Genomic DNA, 21,896 nt, shown 5'->3' with positions numbered 1-21,896 from the left:
ATGAATTGTAAAAAAAAGTTTATATTTTTCACTATTCTGAGTCTGGTATTTAGTTGTATCGCAATAAGCGTTTCTTCAAAAAAATTGCTTTTTGATTGGAACAAAGAAAAAAAACTTGATTGGCAAACAATAGATTTAAATGATGCCACTTTTTGGTCTTCACTTACTTTTCCTAAAAAATTTTCTTGGGGCGTAGCTTCTTCTGCTTTTCAAATCGAAGGTGTACAAACGCATCATAATCAATTTGTAAAAAATAATTGGACGGAAGATCCTGTTTTAGGTGAATATTTTAAAAACACTAAAGGCATGGATCATTGGAATCAATTTAAAAAAGATGTACAACTCATCGCCAAAGCAGGATTTAATACTTATCGTTTTTCAATCCCTTGGGATAAAATTGAACCAGAAGAAGGAAAATTTGATCAAGAAGCCATGAATCATTATATCGATTTAGTTAAAGAACTGGAAAAATATAATATCGCGCCTTGGGTTTGTTTATTTCATTTCACACTACCAGTATGGTTTGCACAAAAAGAAGGATTTGAAAAAGCAGAAAACAATCAATATTTTGTGCGCTTTTGCAATTATGTTTTTGATAATCTTCCACAAGTAGATTATTGGATTTCTTATAATGAACCAGTTGCATATGCTATGGAAGGTTATTTTCGCGGTACTTATCCGCCACATAAAACACTCAAAAAATTTACTGATGTTTTATTAAATCCTTATAACCTCATTGATTACCTTAAACAGCCCGGCATCGTTCTTAAAAATATGCTCAATGCTCATATAGATATTTATAAAGAATTCAAAAGAAAAAGGCCAAATATTCAGTTTGGTATCATAAACATGTTTCATCCTTTAGATCCATATAATAGCTGGAATCCTCTAGAAATTTTTGCGGCCAAAACAGGCAATGCTTTATTGCATGATAGTCTACTTAATTTCTTTAAGAATGGTCATTTTAATTGGTTTGGTGGCTTAGTTAATGAAAAAAACAATAAAGCACCAAATTCTTTAGATTTTATTGGTGTAAATTATTATAGGCATGAGATTATCCAAGTTGGGCCAACTAATATTGGCACGCTCAAAGCACGGCAAAGTGAGCAGCAAGCACCTGATAATAATAATGCTATTTATCCTGAAGGCCTCTATCGATCAATTGTAAAAGCAGCAACATTAGGATTGCCAATTTACATAACTGAAAATGGCATCGCTGATTCGACTGATCAAATACGTAATGAATTTATAAAAAAACATCTATACATAGTAAATAAAGCAATTGCTGATGGATTCGATATTCGTGGTTATCATTATTGGACTTTACTTGATAGTTTAGGATGGAAAAAAGGATACGGCTCTAAATATGGTATTTATCAGGTAAATCCAGAAACCTATGAACGGAGCTTACGTGATGGCGCAAAACCATTAGTGCAATTTTTAAATAAAATAAAATAATTTCTTTCTGAATGGAGTACTTGTTTCATGAATATACAAAAAATATTATATCTCTCAATTTTTTCATTATGCTCATTTACTGCTTTTTCTTATGACTGGTATCAAGAAACGCATTTCAAATGGCATGAAAATGCATTAGCTGATGAAAATTTTTGGCATAAATTATCTTTCCCACAAAATTTTTTATGGGGTGCTGCAACTTCCGCATTTCAAATTGAAGGAACAAAATCAGCAAATAACACTCATTGTGAAAATAGTTGGACTATGCATGCTGCATGTGATGGCGGTTATTGCAAAGTAGATTCAAAAATAAAACATGCTGCCATTCCGCAACCAGGCACTGCTTGTGATCATTACGATCGATACAAAGAAGATGTACAACTTATAAAAAAAGCCAAACTTAATAGTTATCGCTTTTCTATAGAATGGAGTAAGATTGAACCGCAAGAAGGAATTTTTGATGAAGACGCTATGCAACATTATATCGATTTAGTTGATGAATTAATTAAGTATGGTATTAAACCTATTCCATGTTTATTCCATCATGCTTGGCCAGTATGGTTTGATCAAAAAGGTGCTTTCGAAAAAGCAAAAAATATACCGGATTTTGTTGAATTTGCTGAATATGTTTTTGAAAAACTCAATAATAAAGTAGACATGTGGATGACATTCAATGAACCAGTTGGTTATGCTTTAGAAGGTTATTTTCGTGGCAAATATCCACCGTTTAAAAAATGGCATCTCAAGCTATGTGGAAAAGTAGTCCGCAATATGCTCGATGCACATATTGATATTTATCATCGCTTTAAAGAAATTAATCCTAAAGCACAAGTCGGTTTCCCAAAAGTATTTCAACCTTTAGATCCTTATTATAGCCTACACCCATTAGATCGTTACATTTGCAAAGGATTTAATTATTTACTGCATGAGGCAACATTAAACTATTTTAAAACAGGGCATTTTTATTGGGGATATCGAGTTAAGAAATATAATAAAAAAGCAATCAAAGCATTAGATTTTCTTGGCGTTAATTATTATACACATACGGTTATATTGAATTGCAAAGAATATAAACGGCCTGAAGAAATGTTCACTACAAATAAAAAAGAACGTTCATGTTATCCTGAAGGTTTATATCGAGCTATAAAAAGAGCCGCTCAATTAGGTGTGCCATTATACATCGCTGAAAATGGCATGAATGACCCTGAAGATCTTTTTAAAAATATTTATCTCAAAAAACATCTATGGGTGGTTCAATTAGCATTGAAGGAAAAAATTGATATTCGTGGTTATTTTTGGTGGACACTCATGGACTCTTTTTCGTGGAAAAACAATACTGATAGCAAAATGGGTATTTACTCTGTTGACTTAGCATCAATAACGAAAGAAAGAATCTTATGCAAGAGCTTTGAACCATTTATTAATTTTTTAGGAAGCTCAAATAATACAAATATTGCTCATTCATAATGATTAAAATTGATCAAAATTGATGAGTACGATTGCCAATTGGCGGTATCAAATGGCTCAATTAAAGATAGATCAACCATCTTGTGCCTTAGTGTTAAAAAATACAGTGCACATACAAACACCTATAAAAATTAACGGTATCAATTTTATGGCAATTTGCATGCGCACTGTATAATTTTTTTTGCTAAAAGCAAGCCATTAAAGCTCTATGCAATAATCGGATATACTTCAACCCGTCTATTGGCTCCTTGTTCTTCTTTTGTTTTGTTATCAAAAACCATTGGCTCCTCATTGCCTACGCCAAATACTTTAAGATTATCTTTTGGTATCTGGCACATATCAGCGAGGCATTGTGCCCGTTGGCCCGAGAGTGCAAGATTATAGGCACGCGTACCATGCCATAAGCATGAATGTCCTTTAAAGACTACCTTATATCCTTTTTTGGTCCATTGTTTAATATTATCAGAAAGCATTTGCATTGTTTCTTGTTGATCAGCTCTTGGTTTACGGCTATCATAATCAAAATATACTACTCGCATTTGTTTATTTTGTTCTGATTCTTGCAATCCAAATAATGCCTCATTTTCTACCAGCGACAAATTTTTATCATCTTGAGAATCGTCAAGCACAAAAGATTCCATATCATCAAAATCGCCAACCTCTTGATCATCAAAAAAGCTTAATTTTATAGTATCATCTTCTGGTATTGGAATCGCAATATTTTTACTTTTTTGCATTGGTTTTGTAAACTGTTTCTCATCACGACAACTGGCTAAGATAAGTATTAAGCTGAAAGAAAGGGAAAATAATATTTTTTTCATTATTTTGTCTCCTTGGTTTAATTTTTTTCAAAAATTTTACCATACTTTTGGTTAATTTTCTACTTATTATTGTTGTGCCTACTCTTTAGCAAACAGATTGAGTATACTTAAAATAAGACAAAATTAATAAACAAATCATCTAACGGTTAGTTAGGGGTAAAAAAAATAAATGAAGAAAATTATAGTAAAGGTGAATCCTTGGCAAACAAAAGTCGCAATTTTACGAGATGGTGAGTTACAAAATATTTATTTCTCTTCACCAGTTACTCAACCTTTAGAACGATCTTTTTTTAAAGGTATTGTGAATAAAGTTTTACCAGGAATTCAAACCGCATTTGTAGATATAGGTCAAGAAAAAGCTGGTTTTCTGCATATTTCTGAAATTGATCGCGAACTTGCTTTACAACGAATGAGCCAAACAGTCGAAGTAGAAGAAATTCCAGGTAAAACAACAAGAGAAGAACGGTCACCAACGCTTAACATTAGTAAAATTTTAAAAGAAGGTGAAGCGATTCTTGTACAAGTAAGCAAGGAGCCGGTATATGAAAAAGGAGCTAAACTTACAACTTGCTTTACGTTGCCGGGAAGATTTATTGTTTTAATGCCAAATATTCCACGTATTGCTATTTCAAAAAAAATAGAAGACCGAGACGAGCGTAATCGTTTAAAAGAACTATTGATTAGTAATTTACCAGATGGAATGGGTGCAATTATTCGTACTACTTCTGAAGGCAAAAGTGATCGTGAAATACTCCGTGATCTTAAATATTCGGTTACCACTTGGAATACCATTTTAAAAAGGTACCAAGCAGCACAACCCCAAGAAAAAATTTATGAAGATTTGCCAATTCCATTACGCATCGTTCGAGATCATTTAGATGAAGATGTGGAAGATATTATTATTGATAATAAACATGAACAAGCAGAAATTTATAAATTTGTAAAAACAATTGCCCCAGAATTTACACAACGAGTGCATTATTATTCTGGCCCAGAAGATATTTTTGAGCGCTTAGGAGTTAATAAACAAATAGAAGAAGCATTATCAATAAAAGTTAATTTAAAATCTGGCGGCTCAATTATTATCGAACAAACGCAAGCAATGACCGTTATTGATGTTAATACTGGAAAATATATTGGCAAAGCTGATTTAGAAGAAACAATTTTAAAAACAAATTTAGAAGCAGCTGAAGAAGTAGTCAGACAGTTACGTTTACGCAATATTGGCGGCTTAATTGTTATTGATTTTATTGATATGGCAACTGCTGCAAATCGACAAAAATTATTAAAATTTTTTGAAAAAACCCTCAAAGAGCGTGATAAATTCCAATCCGTTCTTTTAAAAGTTTCTGAGTTTGGTTTGCTGCAAATGACTAGAAAACGTTCTGGCAAAACTTTGTTGCAAGAACTGATGGATACTTGCATCAAATGTCATGGCTTGGGCGTAGTAAAATCATTGCAAACCCAATGCTATACTTTATTAGCAAAAATAAAAAAAGAACTTGAAAAACATAAAAACAAAGCTGTTATTATTTCGCTCAATCCAAACATGTTTGAATATATAACCACCGTTGAATATAATAGCATCTTTGCATTGGAAAAAGAATTCAATACCAAAATTACTCTGGCAAGTGATGATTCTCTTGGCATCATTAATTATAAGATTGAAAATATAAGAAGCTCATGAGCATAAAGCTTCTTTTTTTTGCCAACTACATGCCCAATAATGAATGGCAAATGATTCGGGTCGAATATATTGATCTTGCTGATCTTTAGTTAAAAAGCGTGCCTTATTTGGAGAAGGATAAAAAAAGCTTGCCGGAAAAGTAATAATTGGTTCTTTACATTGAGAAGCACTTCGCATAAATGCTTTCATAAAATGAAGGTTCCCTGTTGCTGATAAAATATCTTGATACGATTTGATTTTTTTTGCGCACATAGATTTAATTACTTCTTTTAAGATAGGGCTATGCGGTTTTGAACCAATTAACCCTATCCCTAAATCAACAGTGCCGGTACTCATGATACCAATATAAAAATCATAGCAATGATGCAAAACATCAAAAGGCTTTAAGCATCTAAAATCAATATCAATATATAAACCACCAAATCGATATAAAATTTCATAGCGCAAAATATCTGATTGTTGTGCATAATTGACTGCATTATCAAATAAATTTTGATTATAAAGCTTAAGCATCTTTACATCTTCATCGGTCCATAATTTATATTGCCAATCAGGATGTATCTGCAACCAACTTGCTTGCCATTCTCGATATTCTTCAGGAAATTCGCTTCCAAGCCAAATTTGATGAATAAGTTTGGGAATACGAAGTTCTGATAATGGTGGCATAATAGATAAATTATATTTTTCATATAATGAACGCCAAAAGGTAAGCCATAAATAATCTTGTGGATCATTAAAGCCATAGGATATTGGCCCATTCATAGATATATCAAAATTAATTGATATCAGTTTTGATTGCTCAGCATTAGTTACAAAGAAAAATAAAAACAAAAAAATATAATTTTTTTTCATAAGATTTTGTCTCTCATTTTTTTTGTTTCCTTTAATTTGATCTGCTCTTCTTTTATAAAAATAATTGATAAGTCATAATTTGGATTAATAAGAGATAAGATAGAATCTACAAAGTAGCTGGTAGAAAATAAAAATGCTTGTTTACTTTTTAAAAATTTTTTTATTGCATCAATATATTTTTGATATACTGCTGGAGTCATGCTTTTTAAATAAATATATAGTTCTTTATTATTTTGAAAATTTCTTCGATCTATAAAACAATTATTAGGAATATAGTCTGCAATATTGCATGCACCCCAGTATATTGGTACACAACCTGCTACAAAACAATCAAATATTTTTTCAGTAATATAACCGCTTAGATTTTTGGTGTTTTCGTAACAAAAACAAAACCTATAGTTTTTCAAGCATTCTTTTTTTGTGCCAGTTGCTCCTTTATAATTATGTAAGAATGATGGCCATCCAACACCATAAAATTCAAAATCATTCGTTTTTAGATTTTCAAAAAATTGTATTACTGCCAATCGTTCAGAATATAATTCACCATTAATGGTTGATGCTTTATTACATCCAATCAATGTACATAGTTTTTTTTGCTCAAATGGCACAATATTTTCAATTATATTTAATGATGGTTGCGGATAATAAAATTTAAAATACCGTTCATTATCAACTAATGAATCAACCATTGTAAAAATTTTTGAAAAATATTGATGAAGATTTTTATTATATAAAAATGGTTTAACTACTGGTGGTTCCCATAAAAATAGATAACATTTTTCTTTTGGGTATTCATTTAATTTTTTTAAGATATTAGCATTATGAATATCACATGAAATAATTACAGCAATATTCTCTAATTTTTTATTCAATAAAGTAACCTCTACTTTATATCCTAATTTTTGTAATGCCATACGTAACATATAAAATGACTTCATACACTCATCACGCTGTTGTAAATCAAACATAAAATCATGTTGTTCAAAACCAGCAAACGGTATTATATAGACGTTTTTTTCGGTAGAAAAAATTGTATTAAAAGGAATAAATAAGATATAAAAAAATATTGTTCAACAAACTGTTTTTGATTGCTGCGAATTAATTTTAATTAATGCAAACTCTCCCGGAAATGAAGAAATTATTATTAAAAAATATCAACAATCATATAAAAATATTTATTATGAAAGACTTGATCATGATCCTGGTATTTATGCTGTTTGGAATTATGCAATCAATCAATCGAAAGGTGAATATTTAATTAATGCAAATCTTGATGATCGTCTTGTTCCATATTGCTATGAATTATATATGAATATATTAGATCGATATCCAATAATTGATTTAGTGTATTCAGACTTTTATATTACTTGCACACCAAATGATAATCTTGAAAACTCTCATCAATTCAAGCAAGTAAAAAAAAGAAATTTTAGTTTACAAGCATTATTAATTGATTGTGTGCCAAATAATCATCCAATGTGGCGTAAATCTTTGCACAATCGATTTGGTTATTTTGATGAATCGTATAAAATAGCAGGTGATTGGGAAATATGGATCCGTGCTGCTTTTGGTGGTGCCAGCTTTAAGCGTATCCCTTTACCACTTGGTATTTATTATAAAAATCCATATGGTCTTTCAACAAACCAGCAAAATCCATTAGCATTACAAGAACATAATTTAGTAAAAAAAAAATATATATATCTCTATAAACAACAACTAGTAGCGCAAAATAAATGATGGCTCATAATCTATATGAGCTGAATTATTTGCAAATTTATATAATGGGTTAATATCAATTTTTAATCCATTGTTAAATTTTTGTAATAAATCAAGCGTACTTTTGTATATAACATGTTTATTAGCTATCCTATTGTATTTTGCTTCCTGCACAATATTCAATGGAATATTAACTACTTTTGATTGCTTAAAACATACTCCTATATTTAAAAAATCGGTACTCCCATACCATTGACCTTCTAATGTATTTGGTGTGGTATAAGATAATTGCCGGAGCACTGATTCAATATCTCGTTTTCGATATAATGTCATATCCAATGTATTTGGATAAGCCCAATCATGCTTTGCATAGCGAAATTGCCATGCAAGAATATTTGGCTCAATCTCGAGATATGGTGGGACTTTGTTATCATTATTTTTTGAAAGATCTGATAAATAACTATGAGTTATATTGCTTCCTAGTCGCAAAAAGAATCCATATGCATGCATACGTTCTAAAATATCAATACATTGCTTTAGATCGATGTAATCCTTAACAATAATATCATCAACCGCAAATAGAATATAATTATCTGAGCGTGCAAAAACTAAATCCAGTGTTTTTTCTTTAAAATCTGCATGAGGATTTTTCTCTGATTGTTGTACAAAGCAAATACAGGGGAAACATTTTTTTAAATTTTCATATGCATATTCAAAATCACGATTACTTGCACGATATAAAACATTTATTGTTTGTATATTTTTAATATAATGTTCGATAGATTCTAATAATGCATAAAGCTGCATTGGCCTATCAAAAGAAAAAATAAGCATATCAACGGTAGGATCATATTTTTTTGATTTATATAAATCATTATTCAATGGCATATATCGAGGTTTTTTATGAATATATTGTGCAATATTAAGTTGTACATTCAGATGATTCTTATAATCATTTAATGACGTCTCTTGATTATAAACATATAAAATATCAGGAATAAAGCGAACATGAGACCCTGCCATTTCTAGCATTGGAAGCATAAAGGCATTATCACACGCTACCGGAAAAAAATTATTTTTAATAAGCAAATCATCAAGTTTAATACGTTTAAATAACCATGCATAAAAAGTACGCAGGTGTGAATAATGAAGTAATAAGCTATCACGCCATTTATTTTCTGCTCCAATATTTGGTTGCAATGATCGGCAATGGCCAGGCTGTTTTGACGGATGTACGATATATTGTCCATAAGTCATCCATACATTAGGATCCTGATATTCTTGATTGATCCGTTTCAAAACATTTTCATGTGCAAACCAATCATCGCCATCTAGATGTACTACAATTGCATTATCAGGAATTAATTGTATCGCCATCCAATGATTTGCAAGTGCGCCACGTCTTGCTTTATTTTTAATTAATTGCACACGTTTATTTTTATCATGTGCTGCTAAAAATTCTTGAACCAAACTACCCGTGTCATCGGATGAACAATCATTAATATAAATAACACAAAAATTTGTATAATTTTGAGACAATAAAGATGATAAATTTCTTTTATACCAATCCTTATTGTTATATGAAGGAATTACTACCACAATTGGTTTTTCTTCAAAGCAAAAAATGGCCGTACTAAAAATAAATGTAAAAAAAATAAAATATTTAATCATTTCAAAACAATACAAAAGCCTGGAGTTTATCCAGGCTTTTTATAAAACTAAGCTACTTTTTGTAATTGATTAATTAGCTGTTCAAGGCTTTTTTGTAAATCATTAAGATTTTTCAAAAGTGGTGCAAAATCTTGCGGCAAATCTCCTTTAAGAATTTTTTCTATTTTTTCTAATGCAATTTTACTAGGATTTGCTCCAGCACTTCTTAATGCTTCCATTTTTTCTAAAAATAGCTTTTTTCTTTTTATTAAATATCTCTCTTTACTAAAAGATTCATACGCATAATCCAATGGATTCATTCTAGATTGGTTTGTAAGATTCGGGTTTCCTCCCCGTACACTTAAAAGATACTCAAGCATTGATAAGCTTCCATTAAGCGTTGCCAAAATTAATGGTGTATTGCCATTTTGATCTTGTGCATTTATTTCTGCACCTTTATCTATTAAAATTTCTGCAATATCCACAAATTTCGGATCAGGTTGAGCAGCAACATACAGCAATGCATCACTTTTAGTTTTTTCACTAATAATACGATCTATTGTCTTTTCTACCAAACCTATATGTCCTCCTCTTATTCCTCTTTGAAATGCCTCTTGTGGATTTTTTAAATCAATGATTTTTCGTTCTATTAAATCTTTTTTTTCTTTAGTCTCTGCCCAATCAAGTACTGTTTTTCCTGATTTATCTTTTTGTTCTAAATATGTAATATTGTTTACTTTTTCTAACAAAAGATTCAGCATTTCAGGTGTGCCTACTGCAGCCGCTCGCATCAAAAGAGTAACATTGTTAACTTCCCTTAAATTGACACTTGGTCCATCTTTTAGTTCTATTAAAAACTTTGCAAAATCAAGATAACCTTTGCCTTTTTTTGCAACTATATCCCACAAAGCTTTATTTTTTGCTTTGTGGCTAACATTTTGCACTTCCTTTGCTTCTTCAAATTGTTCACCTTTTATATATCCTATAAAAGTTGCATCATTAATAGTCATGGCTACTGTTTCAGCTATGCGTGGATCGTATCCATAAACAATTAAAAGAGAGTTTTTTTCTTTGTCTGCCGTAAGTTCTATGAGTGTCTTTTGGCCATAAGTGATATTCAGTTTTAATTTAGGACTTTTTAATATAGTTTTGAGCATATCAGCTGAACCATCTTTTACTGCTTTTACTAGTATCCGCATGTCTAATGTCGGATCTACATAATTTGGATCAGCAGCATTTCCTAGCAAGAAATTTGCGATCTTCACGTACTCGGGTTCTTTCTTATCAACTATATTCCATAAGGCTTTATTTTTTACCTCACTACTAACCTGATCTATATATTTTTCAACTTTTTCAGAATCTGCTTCATTTACTGCTTTTAAAAAGCTTTCATTGGCCCCTGGAGCTTGCGCATAATTAACACCGGAAAAAACTAACAAACTAAATAATAATAATAATTTCATATGTTCCCTTTTTTTATTTTTTAAGCAAATATTTTCAATAAGCTATTTAGATCTATAAGATTTTTTTGTAAATTAATAAGATTTTTGATTAATGAAGAATATTCTACTGGTTGTCTAATTATTTCAATATCTAAAAATTCTTTTATTTGATTTTCAGTTATATTACCAGTCGGCCGTAGGCCAGCATCCCAAAGTAATTTTAATTTTTCTTTGTTCTTATTTAAATAGGCTAAATTGATAGCATTATGCTTCAAGCGATTAATTTGATCTTTATTTTTAGTAACCTTTAGCAAATATTGAACTATTTCTAATGAGCCTCTAGAAACTGCAGTCATAAGTGGTGTGTTGCCAACTGGATTAATGGTATCGGGATTAGCATTATTATCAACAAGAATTTTTGCAATTTCTACATATTTTGAATCCGATTCACGAGCAACTTTTAATAAAGCATCATCTTTTATTTTTTGTGCATTTTCTAATTTTGATATCTCTTTTATGTAAGTTTTTACTTGATTTAAATTACCATCTTCAACTGCCTGATTAAATAATTTTTCGTAATTAAATTTGTCTAAGAATTCATTTACTTTAGTTGGACTTATAGTATTAGGATAAAAATCTTTATTTATCAAAAAATTTAAAACCTGTACATTTTTACCAAAAAAAGCATAATCAGCTGCATTAAATTGATTTTTATCCAATTGATTTGGATTTCGTGTTTTTTCATATAATAATTCAACAATAGCAAGTGAACCTTTTTCAGCAGCTCTCATTAAAGGAGTTGCCCCCAATTGATCGGTTGTATTTGGATCAGCCTTATTTTCAATCAAAATTTTAGCAATTTCTACATATTTTAGGGCAGGTCTTTCAGCAACTTTTAATAATGCTTCATTTTGATCTTCTTGAGAAATAGATTTAAGATTAATGGAATTAAGTAACTGTTTATTACCTGTATTGATTGCAATATCAAAATTTACCTTTGCGTCCTCGCCTTTCATCATTCCATTCATTTCTGAATTCAAGCTAAATAATATAAATATTGATAAACTAAAAAACAATAGGTTTCTCTTCACTTCATTATTCCTTTTTTTATTTTAACCAACTACCTTCCCAATGATGCACTGCAAATGATTCTGATTTTTGCCATCCATCATCTTTTTTTATATAACCCAATGGATAAAAATAAGTTGCTGGTAATGCAATATCAAGATAGTCAAATCGATTCATATAGTTCAAGAAAATGTTAGTAAAAAAAATTGGACCTGTCTTAAGAATGATTTGTTTTTTGCTTTGATAAACTGGTAATTGCTTTATCGCTTGCTTGAGTAATGGGTGATGCGGAATTGAACCAATAATGCCTATACCTAATTGAACTATATTAGTATCTAATGGTTGAATACCAATATAAAAATCATACATATAATGTAAAATATCTAAAGCTTTTAAACATTCAAAATCAGTATCCACATATACTCCGCCATATTGCTCCAAAATTTCATAACGCCAGATATCAGATTTTTCACCATAATTAGTTGCAGCATCAAATAATTTCTTATTTATAAAATTAAAAGTAGCTACATCTGCATCCGTCCATAATTTATAATCCCAATCAGAATGTTTCTCTTTCCAGCTTGCTTGCCATTGCTTATATTTTTCGGGAAACGGGCTACCGAGCCAGATTTGATGAATAATTTTTGGAATACGTATTGTATTATTCTGTTTTATTTTTTGTGGATTATTTTTCTCGTACAATTGTTTCAATAAATTGTAAGTTCGCTCAAAAAAATTATTTTGTTTGACAATATGCATATATTCATTTTTTTTCATTGATTCATCAAAATCAACATAATCTATCAAAACTTGATAAGTTATTAAACTCATACTTAGTAAAGTTAATGAAATTAATATTGCCCAATTTATTTTTTTCATGAATTTACAATTTTATTCGGCCTTTTAATTAATATTTCTTTATATTTTTTATGCATGCAATACCATTCATACGTTTTTTGCAATCCTTCTTTTAAAGAAGTTTTTGCATGCCAACCTAATTTTGCAATACGATCAATATTTAATAATTTTTGCGGTGTACCATCAAGTTGATTTTGATTAAAGCAAATTTTTCCTTTATATCCGACAATCTCTTTTATGAACCCTGCTAGTTCAGCAATTGAAATATCTTTTCCAGTACCAATATTAATAAGTGCTGATTTATTATAATTATTCATTAAATGTAAAAGTGCTTCGACTAAATCATCAATATACAAAAATTCTCTACGCGGTTTTCCGGTTCCCCACAAAAAAAGTGATGGATTTTTATTATCTTTTGCTTGATCAACTTTTGCTATAAGTGCTGGTATTACATGGGAAGATTCAAGATCAAAATTATCACGCGGGCCATATAAATTAGTTGGCATACATGCAATAAAGTTTGTGCCATACTGCTTATTATATGACTCACAAAGCTTAAGCCCAGCAATTTTAGCAATTGCGTATGGCTCATTAGTTTTTTCTAATTGATTCGTTAATAAATATTCTTCTTTTATAGGCTGCGAGCATAACCGTGGATAAATACAAGAAGAACCTAAAAAAAGTAATTTTTTCGCGCTAAACAAATATGCGGCATGAATAACATTAGCAGCAATCATGAGATTATCATAAATAAAATCGGCTGGGTACTGAGTATTGGCCTTTATACCACCAACTTTTGCTGCAGCTAAAAAAATATATTCTGGTTGCTCTTTTGCAAAGAAAGCATTGACTGCTTGCTGATTTCTAAGATCTAACGTATTAACATCATGAGTAATAATATTGTTATAATTATTTTTTTTTAATGTTTCTAGTAATGCTGAACCAACTAATCCACGATGTCCTGCGATATAAATTTTAGCATCGTGTTTCATAAATCCCCTTGCATATTTTTTAATATTTCTTTTTGATTTACACAATTATATGCTTGTTTGTTGGAATCTTTGGTACTTACCTTAAATAAAATTTCTTTATTATGTAATTCTTTTTCCGTTTCCTTTAAATCAGCTTCTACCATTAAATCCACTAACTGTTCAAAAGTAGTTTTTGGCTTCCAACCGAGTAATTTTTCAGCTTTTTGTGCATTACCAATCAAAAGATCAACTTCCGTGGGGCGAAAATAACGCGGATCAATTTCTACTAAACACTTACCTGTTTTTTTATCATATCCTTTTTCATCAATTCCTGATCCTTGCCATTCAACTTTAATACCAACATAATCGAATGCACGTTCAATAAATTCTCGTACAGTATGTATTTTACCGGTAGCAATGACCCAATCCTGTGGTTCATAATATTGTAAAATCAACCACATTGCTTCTACATATTCTTTTGCATAGCCCCAATCTCGTTTAGCATCAAGATTTCCTAAATATAAAACATCTTGCAAGCCATATGCTATACGCGCTACCCCACGCGTAATTTTTCGTGTAACAAATGTTTCACCACGAATCGGTGATTCATGATTAAATAAAATACCGTTGCATGCAAAAATATTATATGATTCGCGATAGTTTACCGTCATCCAATAGGCAAATAATTTTGATACGCTATAGGGAGATCGCGGATAAAATGGCGTTAATTCATCTTGAGGTACCTGCTGAACGCGCCCATAAAGTTCGGAAGTAGATGCTTGATAAAATTTAATTTTTTTTGTCAGACCAAGAATACGTATTGCTTCTAATAATCGCAATGCACCAAGTGCATCTGCTTGTGCAGTATATTCAGGCATTTCAAAAGATACTTTTACATGGGATTGTGCTGCTAAATTATAAATTTCATCAGGTTGAATTTTTTGAACTAAATATATTAGATTTGAAGCATCGGTCATATCACCATAATGAAGAAAAAATTGCTTGTCTTTTTCCATTTTTATGCGTTGAATCAAATGATCAATACGTTGTGTATTAAATAATGATGAACGGCGCTTTACCCCATGAACTTCATAACCTTTTTGGAGTAAAAATTCAGCTAAATAAGCACCATCTTGCCCAGTTACTCCTGTAATTAATGCCTTTTTTCTTTTCATTTCACACTCTTCATTTTCATGGCTCGACATTATTTTCATCTGAGTTATTAAAAAAAGTAAAATGAATACTGTTTTATAAATATTTTTCATTTTTTTGTGTTTTAAGTTTTGTAACCACATCTTTTACCTTATCCGTCTTATCTCTTTGCACTATTAGCAATACATCATTGGTCTCTACAACACATAAGTTATTTACTCCAATTAATGCCACTAATTTATCCGAAATATTAATAATATTATTTTTGGCATTTATACTTATTATTGGTAATTTTTGCGCTACATTTTGATTAATTAAAGAAAGAAAAATTTCAAGGTTACCCACATCAGACCATAAAAAATTCACTGGCAATACTGATATATTTGTGCTCTTTTCAAGCAATGCATAATCAATTGATATTTTTTCACAAAGATTATATTCTATGCTACTAGCTAAATATCCTTGTACTGCTTTTAATAATTTTGGCGCATGTTTTTCAAATTCTTTTAAAAATACTGATATATTTGCACAAAACATACCAGCATTCCAAAGCATATTTGGCAAACCACCATAATATTGAGCCGTCTTTATCGTTGGTTTTTCATGAAATCTAATTACTTTGTGCGTTATATTATCAAGTTTATTTTTTTGATATTCATATTCAATATAACCATACCCTGTTGCAGCCCAGTTAGGCTTGATACCAAGCAAAATGATTTTATTTTCTTGCGTTGCGTGGTTTAAAGCATGTTTAAATTCTTGCGCAAAAGCATTATGATCTGGAATAAAATGGTCTGCTGGCACAAAACCGATTGTTGCATACGCATCTTTTTCGAAAATTTTTAAACAAGCAAGTAAAATAGCAGGTGCCGTATTGCATGATTCTGGCTCAACAATAATTCCACCAATACGATGACCAACTAATTTTTTTATTGTTTTTTTTTGAGATTCCGTAGTAATAATAAATAATCTACTTTTAGGGATTAATGATTGTACTCGATCAATAGTATGATCTAACAAAGAAGAATTATCGATTGTTAATAATTGTTTTGGCCATTTTTCACGACTAAGTGGCCATAAACGCTCTCCTTTACCGCCAGCTAAAATAACAATATATTGGTGCTTCTTCATAACTACTCCAATTTATTTTTATTTTTTTCTTGGTTTGCGCTCGAATAATAATCTAAAATAAGTTAGCGCAACTTCTTTCATAATTTGTACTGATAGCTTTGATTTGCCGTGCATACGATTATGCGCTTTAATAGGAACTTCCATAATTTTAAAACCAGATTGATGCATTCGATATAAAGATTCCATGCAAAAAGAAAACCCTTTTGAGCTGAATTTTTGATATAATTCTGGTTTTAACTGAGAAACATTATATAAACGAAATGCACCAGTACAATCATAATGCATTCCTAATCCTTTTTTGATCATGTTGCGCCAAAAATAAGTAAATGGAAGCCGTATTGATCCCCAGCCACTCATACTACCACCATGTGCATAACGAGAACCGATGACAATATCTGCCTCATCTTTTTTTTGAAGCATGGCAGAAATATAAGAAGGATGATGAGTAAAATCAGCATCCATAGTTATCAAATGACGATATTTATATTGTTGTGCAAACTCAAACGCTTTAACATGTGCAGTGCCTAAGCCTAATTTTGCCGATCGATGAATAACATGAACACTAGTATCTTTTTGTGCAAGATTATCTAAGATTTCTCCGGTGCCATCAGGTGAATTATCATCACAAAATAATATATCTACTGCTTGGTTATATTTTTTAATTTCTTGATATAGTTTTTCAACATTTTCTCGTTCATTATACGTAGGAATAAACACTAAGATTTCATTTTTTTGCATATTCCCTCCTTTTTTATGAGAGCTGAGATGGTATTCGAATTTTTCTATGTTGAATGTACTCCCATAATAGCCAAATGCCAAGTGCAGCAAGTAAAAGGTAAAGCCCTTCAAACATTATACGGTATCGAGCACATCCATCATGGCCAGTAATAAACGCAAAATATAAGATAGTTAATCCAAAAAAACTGGCTAAAAAAAATCTACCTTGTACTAAACAAATACATAATGTGCTCATAATTAAAAAAAATTGAAAAAAAACACAAATCAAATATAAAAAAGAAATACTCTGCACTAAGTGATTATTGGTGCCATCAAAAATATAAGCTTTTATGCAATCATACCACGAACCATTTTTTTCAAAAAAAGAGGTTGAGATTCCTTTAAGTGCTGGATTAACTAAAAATTTTAATTGACTGGTATAAAAACCACCAAGTGTCTTGAGCATATTATTAAGCCATATGCCAATAACAAGAGTGGGTTTTTGAAAAAAATAGTTAAATAATTTTTCACGCGCTAACTGCCATCGGAAAACATCATTATGATCTTTTCCTTCAAATAACTGGGCAGTTTTCTTAATAGCTTGAGGATATGAAATATTCTCTACTCGTGCTGTTATCCGTGCTAAAAAATAATAATAAATATTTTCATTCATTACGGGAGCAATAGTAAATGCACCAAACATAGATTTATTATAAATCATATAACTGCCTGCAAATGAGTAAAAACAAATTGCAAATAAGCAAACAATTTTTAATCCATATACTATATTTTTTTTATATTTCCATAAAAGGAAAAAATACAAAATAAATACATAAAATAATGCTACAGGCTTAACAATTAATGATATACCAAAAATAATTGCCGATTGTATCAAAGCTTTTTTGGTTGAAAAAAGCAAAAAAGACAAAAAACGCTGTAAACCTGCGATAATTAATATTGCTAATAAAATATCAGTTAAAATAAATTGACTAAAAACCAAATAACCTAAATTGATTGCCCAAAGTATAACAGTAATTAATGCAACTTCAGCATTAAAAAGCATGAAAGCTATTGAATATAATAACCAAGCAATGCCCATGCTTAAAAGGACCTGTAATATAATTATAAAACTAAAATTCTGACCAAATAACTTATAAATAACACCTAAAAATAATGGATACCCCACCGTCTGCACAGGAATAATATTTCCTCGTGCAGGATCAATTAATATATTTGACTGTGCAAATTGCTGTGCAACACGAATGTAGCCAGGAGAATCCAAATCTAAATGTGCATCATAATTATTTGCAGCAATAAAATAAAGAAAAAAAGAAGCAAAAACATAAAAAATAATGCAAAAAATATATATATTTTTATGCGATACTTGCATCATAGTGCAGCTTCTCCGCCTCCTTGGCATGCAAGTTGATCAACAATTAAAGTTATTTCAGCAACCCGTTCAAGACGCTTTTGCGTAATTGGTGGGATAAATTGATCTTTTTTTAGTGCATTGAAAAATTCTTTTAATAAATTTTCATGCCCTTTATCTTGAATCATAACTTTTTCATTAAGCGTACTAGATAAGCCATAACCTTGGAGTACTTTGTAATCATCCATTAATATTGTTTTTGAATCAAAAAATAATTCCATACGTTCTTTGCTTACTTCTTTATGTCCTAATGAAGTATATAATAATGTACAAAGTGAACCATCAGCAAAACTAAATTGAGCCGAAAAATTATCGGTAGGAAAAATATTTTCTGTTGAAGGTTTTATTGTTTCAACTGACACTGAAACAGGCTCTGAATCAGTCAAATAATAAAATAAGTCAAAAATATGACACGCTTCACCGATAATACGCCCTGCACCTATTTCTGTTTGAATCCAATGATCTTTTGGAATAAAACCTGCATTCATACGATATTGAATAACCAGCGGTGACTTACGTTCTGTCACAAAGGTTTTAATTTTTTGCATAAATGGCGCAAATGAGCGATTATAATCAACGCAAAATGGCATGTTTGGATACGAACTAAAAAGTGCTTTAAATTTATTGAGTTGTTCAAAATCTGTAACCATTGGTTTTTCCAAAAAAACTGCTTTACCATTTTGTAATGCCGAAAGAGCTTGGTCACAGTGATATTTATGTGGTGATGCAATTAATACTGCATCTACCAAATCTTCTTCAAATAATTTGGTATCATGAGTAAGCGCTTTTGCTGCCGCATAAACCTTAGAGGTCGTGATTGAATTAGCCGCATTTGAATCTACAATTGCATTAATCTTGATATTTTTAATACGTGAAATAATTGGCATTAATTTTACTTTTGCAAATCCACCGGCACCAATTACTCCTACACGGATGGTATCTTTAATTGCTGGCTTAAAATTAACTAATTTATTTTCCTCATCAAGTTTAACATCTTTAACATTTTCATTTGGAGTTTCTACTGCGAGTTGATCTTCATAAGATAAAATAATTGCCAATGTTTGTTGCTGTTTTAATTGATCATATGCCGTATTAACTTCATCAATATTAATTGTTTGAGAAATTAAACTTTGTATATCAATATGTTTTTTTTCAATAAGTTGTACAAATGCTTGCATGTTTCTATTTTCTGTCCAACGAACATAAGGATATGGATAATCAATTCCTTTTTGCTCATAGGCATTATCATATCTTCCAGGACCATATGAGCATGAAATAAGAAAATCAATTTCTTTTTGATAAAATGGACTTCGTTGTAAATGCAATCCAACATCGCCAACTACTACTACGCGGCCTTTTTTACGTGTAATTTCCATTGCTTGTTGTACGATACTATCACTTTTAGAGCCTGCAGTAATTATGGTACAATCAACACCATAATGTGTAGTAATAAAATTAATTTCATTTTTAACATTGTCATCGGTTGCATGTAATACAACGTCAGCTCCCAACTTTTTGGCAAGAGTCAATCTTTCTTTTATAAGATCAATGCCAATAACAGTACATCCTGCATGTTTAAGCATTTGAATAGTTAATTGCCCAAGAAGGCCAAGCCCCTGTACGCATACTACATCACCAATTTGCACTTGTGCACGCCGTACTCCTTGCATTGCAATAGCACCAAGCGTAGTCATACTTGCATCATGTAAATTTTTTTCATCACGCACAAGAACTACTAAATTTTCAGGAACTGCAACAACGTCTGCATGATGCGCATATCCTGCGCCAGCGCATGCAACAAGGTCACCTGCCCTAAAGCGTGTTACTTTTTTGCCAACTGCAATTACTTTCCCTGAACAAGAGTAGCCCAGTGATTGCAAATTTCCTGCTAATCGTTCTCGTATTAAGGCTTTAGTGCCTTCGATACCATGTTGAGCCAATGAAACTAAAACTTTTGGTAATTTTAATGGTAAATTACTTAAAACATTTCCTTGGGCTTGTGCAATAGTAGATCCTTCAGTTCCAGGACTGATACAAGAATATCGCACCGAAACTAATACGATATTATCATCTAAAAGTGGTTCACAGACTTCTTTAATTTTTACTAAGCCTTTTTCTAAAAATACTTGTCTCATTTATAAATCTCCTTGGACATGATCAATTATAGGCTTTATTGATACCGTACTGGCTGGCCAAAAAAGCTGCTCCTGATCTTGGTTTTTTATGTGCGGTTTATATAAAAGACCACAATAATCAAGAATCATTTTATTTGATATCGTGGCACTATTTATAATTTTAAATGGTGTATGATTTACTAAACAAAGAATAATATTTGATTGTTCTAATCCTTCTTTAAATGAGATTGAATATTTCCCAAATAAGGTATTAATAGTTTCATTTTTTACAAATGGCTCACAAATAAGCAAATCTATGTCGGTATCTTGAGATAATTGCTTTGCAATTTGCAGAGCTGGCGATTCACGCAAATCATCAATATTTGGTTTGTACGTTAAGCCAAGAATAAGAACTTTGCAGGGCATATGATTTTTATTATCTTTTTTCCATTCTTCAACAGATTTTTTCGTTGCTTTAACAACTTGCAAAGGCTTTAAATCATTTATTTCACGAGCAGCCTTTAGTAATTGTGTTTGCTCAGGAAAGGTCTCAATTAAGAACCATGGATCTACAGCAATACAATGACCACCAACGCCACATGATGGATTTAAAATATCAACTCGTGGATGCTTGTTTGCTAATTCAATCACCTCAAATGGATTAAGCCCTGCTTTATATGCCATGGCTGCTATTTGATTTGCAAAAGCAATGGATACATCCCGGGAGCTATTTTCTACCAATTTAACCATTTCAGCAGTAGTAGCATTTGTTAAATACAAAGATGCTTTGACAAATTTTTTATAAAACTCTTTTGTCTGATCAACCGATTCTTCATTAATACCACCAATAATACGAGGATTATGTACTAGTTCATGAAAAATATTACCAGGCAAAACTCGTTCTGGGCAATGCGCAACAAAAAAATCGATGCCTGCTTTTAATAACGTTTTTTGTTCTAATTTTTGTGCTAACTGTGCCGTTGCTCCAACTGGAACGGTTGATTCTAAGATAACAACAGCCCCTTTTTTTAATACAAGGCTTATTGAATCTACTGCATCCCAAACATAAGAAAGATCTGCCTTTTTATCTTTTAAAAATGGTGTTGGCACCGCAATTATAAAATAATCGGCTTCTTGAATTTTGGTTGTAGCATGAAACTTTTTTTTAGCTAAAATATTTTTTAATTTTTCTTTGATTTCTGGTTCCTCAATAACCGGATCTGCTATATTAATGCGTGCAACCCGATCTTGATCTACATCAAAGCCAATCACGTCAAAACCATATTCTGCCGCGATTAAAGAAGTTGGTAATCCGATATATCCAAGTCCAATAACACAGACTTTTTTCATACTCAATCCTTTT

At 31.0% G+C, this 21,896-nt stretch carries 19 protein-coding genes; 5 read left to right on the top strand and 14 right to left on the bottom strand.

The window, feature by feature from the left end:
- Genes WDZ41_03385 through WDZ41_03375 form a run of 3 tightly spaced genes read left to right on the top strand, consistent with a single transcriptional unit; the run spans position 1 to position 3,100 of the window.
- On the top strand, positions 1-1,458 hold the full coding sequence (locus WDZ41_03385) for a family 1 glycosylhydrolase (GenBank protein MEX0940377.1): 1,458 nt from the start codon (positions 1-3) through the stop codon (positions 1,456-1,458).
- Positions 1,459-1,485: 27 nt separating this feature from the next.
- The gene (locus tag WDZ41_03380) at positions 1,486-2,925 is read left to right on the top strand and encodes a family 1 glycosylhydrolase (protein ID MEX0940376.1); all 1,440 of its coding nucleotides are present in this window, start codon (positions 1,486-1,488) and stop codon (positions 2,923-2,925) included.
- Between the two features lie 22 nt (positions 2,926-2,947).
- Positions 2,948-3,100 (top strand): hypothetical protein, encoded by a 153-nt coding sequence (locus WDZ41_03375; protein MEX0940375.1) that lies wholly within the window; start codon positions 2,948-2,950, stop codon positions 3,098-3,100.
- A gap of 31 nt (positions 3,101-3,131) precedes the next feature.
- Here WDZ41_03375 and WDZ41_03370 read toward each other — a convergent pair whose 3' ends face one another.
- On the bottom strand, positions 3,132-3,746 hold the full coding sequence (locus WDZ41_03370) for an OmpA family protein (protein MEX0940374.1): 615 nt from the start codon (positions 3,744-3,746) through the stop codon (positions 3,132-3,134).
- 169 nt (positions 3,747-3,915) lie between these two features.
- Between WDZ41_03370 and WDZ41_03365 the strand changes: the two genes are divergently transcribed.
- Complete coding sequence (locus WDZ41_03365; protein ID MEX0940373.1) at positions 3,916-5,433, top strand: Rne/Rng family ribonuclease; 1,518 nt, start codon at positions 3,916-3,918, stop codon at positions 5,431-5,433.
- Here the strand turns inward: WDZ41_03365 and WDZ41_03360 are convergent.
- Together WDZ41_03360 and WDZ41_03355 are read right to left on the bottom strand one after the other, a co-directional pair.
- Positions 5,428-6,285, bottom strand: coding sequence for a glycosyltransferase (locus WDZ41_03360; GenBank protein ID MEX0940372.1), 858 nt, complete (start codon positions 6,283-6,285; stop codon positions 5,428-5,430). The genes WDZ41_03365 and WDZ41_03360 overlap by 6 nt on opposite strands.
- Positions 6,282-7,223 (bottom strand): glycosyltransferase family 10, encoded by a 942-nt coding sequence (locus WDZ41_03355; protein MEX0940371.1) that lies wholly within the window; start codon positions 7,221-7,223, stop codon positions 6,282-6,284. Before WDZ41_03355 ends, WDZ41_03360 begins: the two co-directional genes overlap by 4 nt.
- 127 nt (positions 7,224-7,350) lie before the next feature.
- Between WDZ41_03355 and WDZ41_03350 the strand changes: the two genes are divergently transcribed.
- Entirely contained in the window at positions 7,351-8,022 is a 672-nt protein-coding gene (locus tag WDZ41_03350) for a glycosyltransferase (protein ID MEX0940370.1), read from the top strand.
- Here the strand turns inward: WDZ41_03350 and WDZ41_03345 are convergent.
- From WDZ41_03345 to WDZ41_03295, 11 genes are all read right to left on the bottom strand, one after another.
- Positions 8,002-9,672, bottom strand: a complete 1,671-nt coding sequence (locus WDZ41_03345) for a glycosyltransferase family 2 protein (protein MEX0940369.1) — start codon at positions 9,670-9,672, stop codon at positions 8,002-8,004. The genes WDZ41_03350 and WDZ41_03345 overlap by 21 nt on opposite strands.
- 47 nt (positions 9,673-9,719) lie before the next feature.
- Complete coding sequence (locus tag WDZ41_03340; GenBank protein MEX0940368.1) at positions 9,720-11,114, bottom strand: ankyrin repeat domain-containing protein; 1,395 nt, start codon at positions 11,112-11,114, stop codon at positions 9,720-9,722.
- 20 nt (positions 11,115-11,134) lie between these two features.
- Positions 11,135-12,184, bottom strand: a complete 1,050-nt coding sequence (locus WDZ41_03335; GenBank protein MEX0940367.1) for an ankyrin repeat domain-containing protein — start codon at positions 12,182-12,184, stop codon at positions 11,135-11,137.
- A 16-nt stretch (positions 12,185-12,200) separates the two neighbouring features.
- Positions 12,201-13,040, bottom strand: coding sequence for a glycosyltransferase (locus tag WDZ41_03330; GenBank protein MEX0940366.1), 840 nt, complete (start codon positions 13,038-13,040; stop codon positions 12,201-12,203).
- Complete coding sequence (locus WDZ41_03325; protein ID MEX0940365.1) at positions 13,037-14,011, bottom strand: GDP-L-fucose synthase; 975 nt, start codon at positions 14,009-14,011, stop codon at positions 13,037-13,039. The genes WDZ41_03330 and WDZ41_03325 overlap by 4 nt, the downstream gene beginning before the upstream one ends.
- The gene (gene gmd, locus WDZ41_03320) at positions 14,008-15,165 is read right to left on the bottom strand and encodes a GDP-mannose 4,6-dehydratase (GenBank protein MEX0940364.1); all 1,158 of its coding nucleotides are present in this window, start codon (positions 15,163-15,165) and stop codon (positions 14,008-14,010) included. Before gmd ends, WDZ41_03325 begins: the two co-directional genes overlap by 4 nt.
- 73 nt (positions 15,166-15,238) lie before the next feature.
- Entirely contained in the window at positions 15,239-16,273 is a 1,035-nt protein-coding gene (locus WDZ41_03315) for a mannose-1-phosphate guanylyltransferase (GenBank protein MEX0940363.1), read from the bottom strand.
- 18 nt (positions 16,274-16,291) lie between these two features.
- Positions 16,292-17,011 (bottom strand): polyprenol monophosphomannose synthase, encoded by a 720-nt coding sequence (locus tag WDZ41_03310; GenBank protein MEX0940362.1) that lies wholly within the window; start codon positions 17,009-17,011, stop codon positions 16,292-16,294.
- Positions 17,012-17,024: 13 nt separating this feature from the next.
- Positions 17,025-18,383: a glycosyltransferase family 39 protein gene (locus WDZ41_03305; protein MEX0940361.1), complete on the bottom strand. Its 1,359-nt coding sequence runs from the start codon at positions 18,381-18,383 to the stop codon at positions 17,025-17,027.
- Positions 18,380-20,554 (bottom strand): bi-domain-containing oxidoreductase, encoded by a 2,175-nt coding sequence (locus tag WDZ41_03300; protein MEX0940360.1) that lies wholly within the window; start codon positions 20,552-20,554, stop codon positions 18,380-18,382. The genes WDZ41_03305 and WDZ41_03300 overlap by 4 nt, the downstream gene beginning before the upstream one ends.
- Complete coding sequence (locus tag WDZ41_03295; protein MEX0940359.1) at positions 20,555-21,883, bottom strand: nucleotide sugar dehydrogenase; 1,329 nt, start codon at positions 21,881-21,883, stop codon at positions 20,555-20,557. It abuts the gene before it with no gap.
- Positions 21,884-21,896: the final 13 nt, after the last annotated feature.

The organism is Candidatus Babeliales bacterium (genome assembly GCA_040879965.1).
Classification (GTDB): domain Bacteria; phylum Babelota; class Babeliae; order Babelales; family JACPOV01; genus JBBDJI01.
Note: the sequence above shows the minus strand (reverse complement) of the source record. Positions and strands in the feature narration are given on the sequence as shown.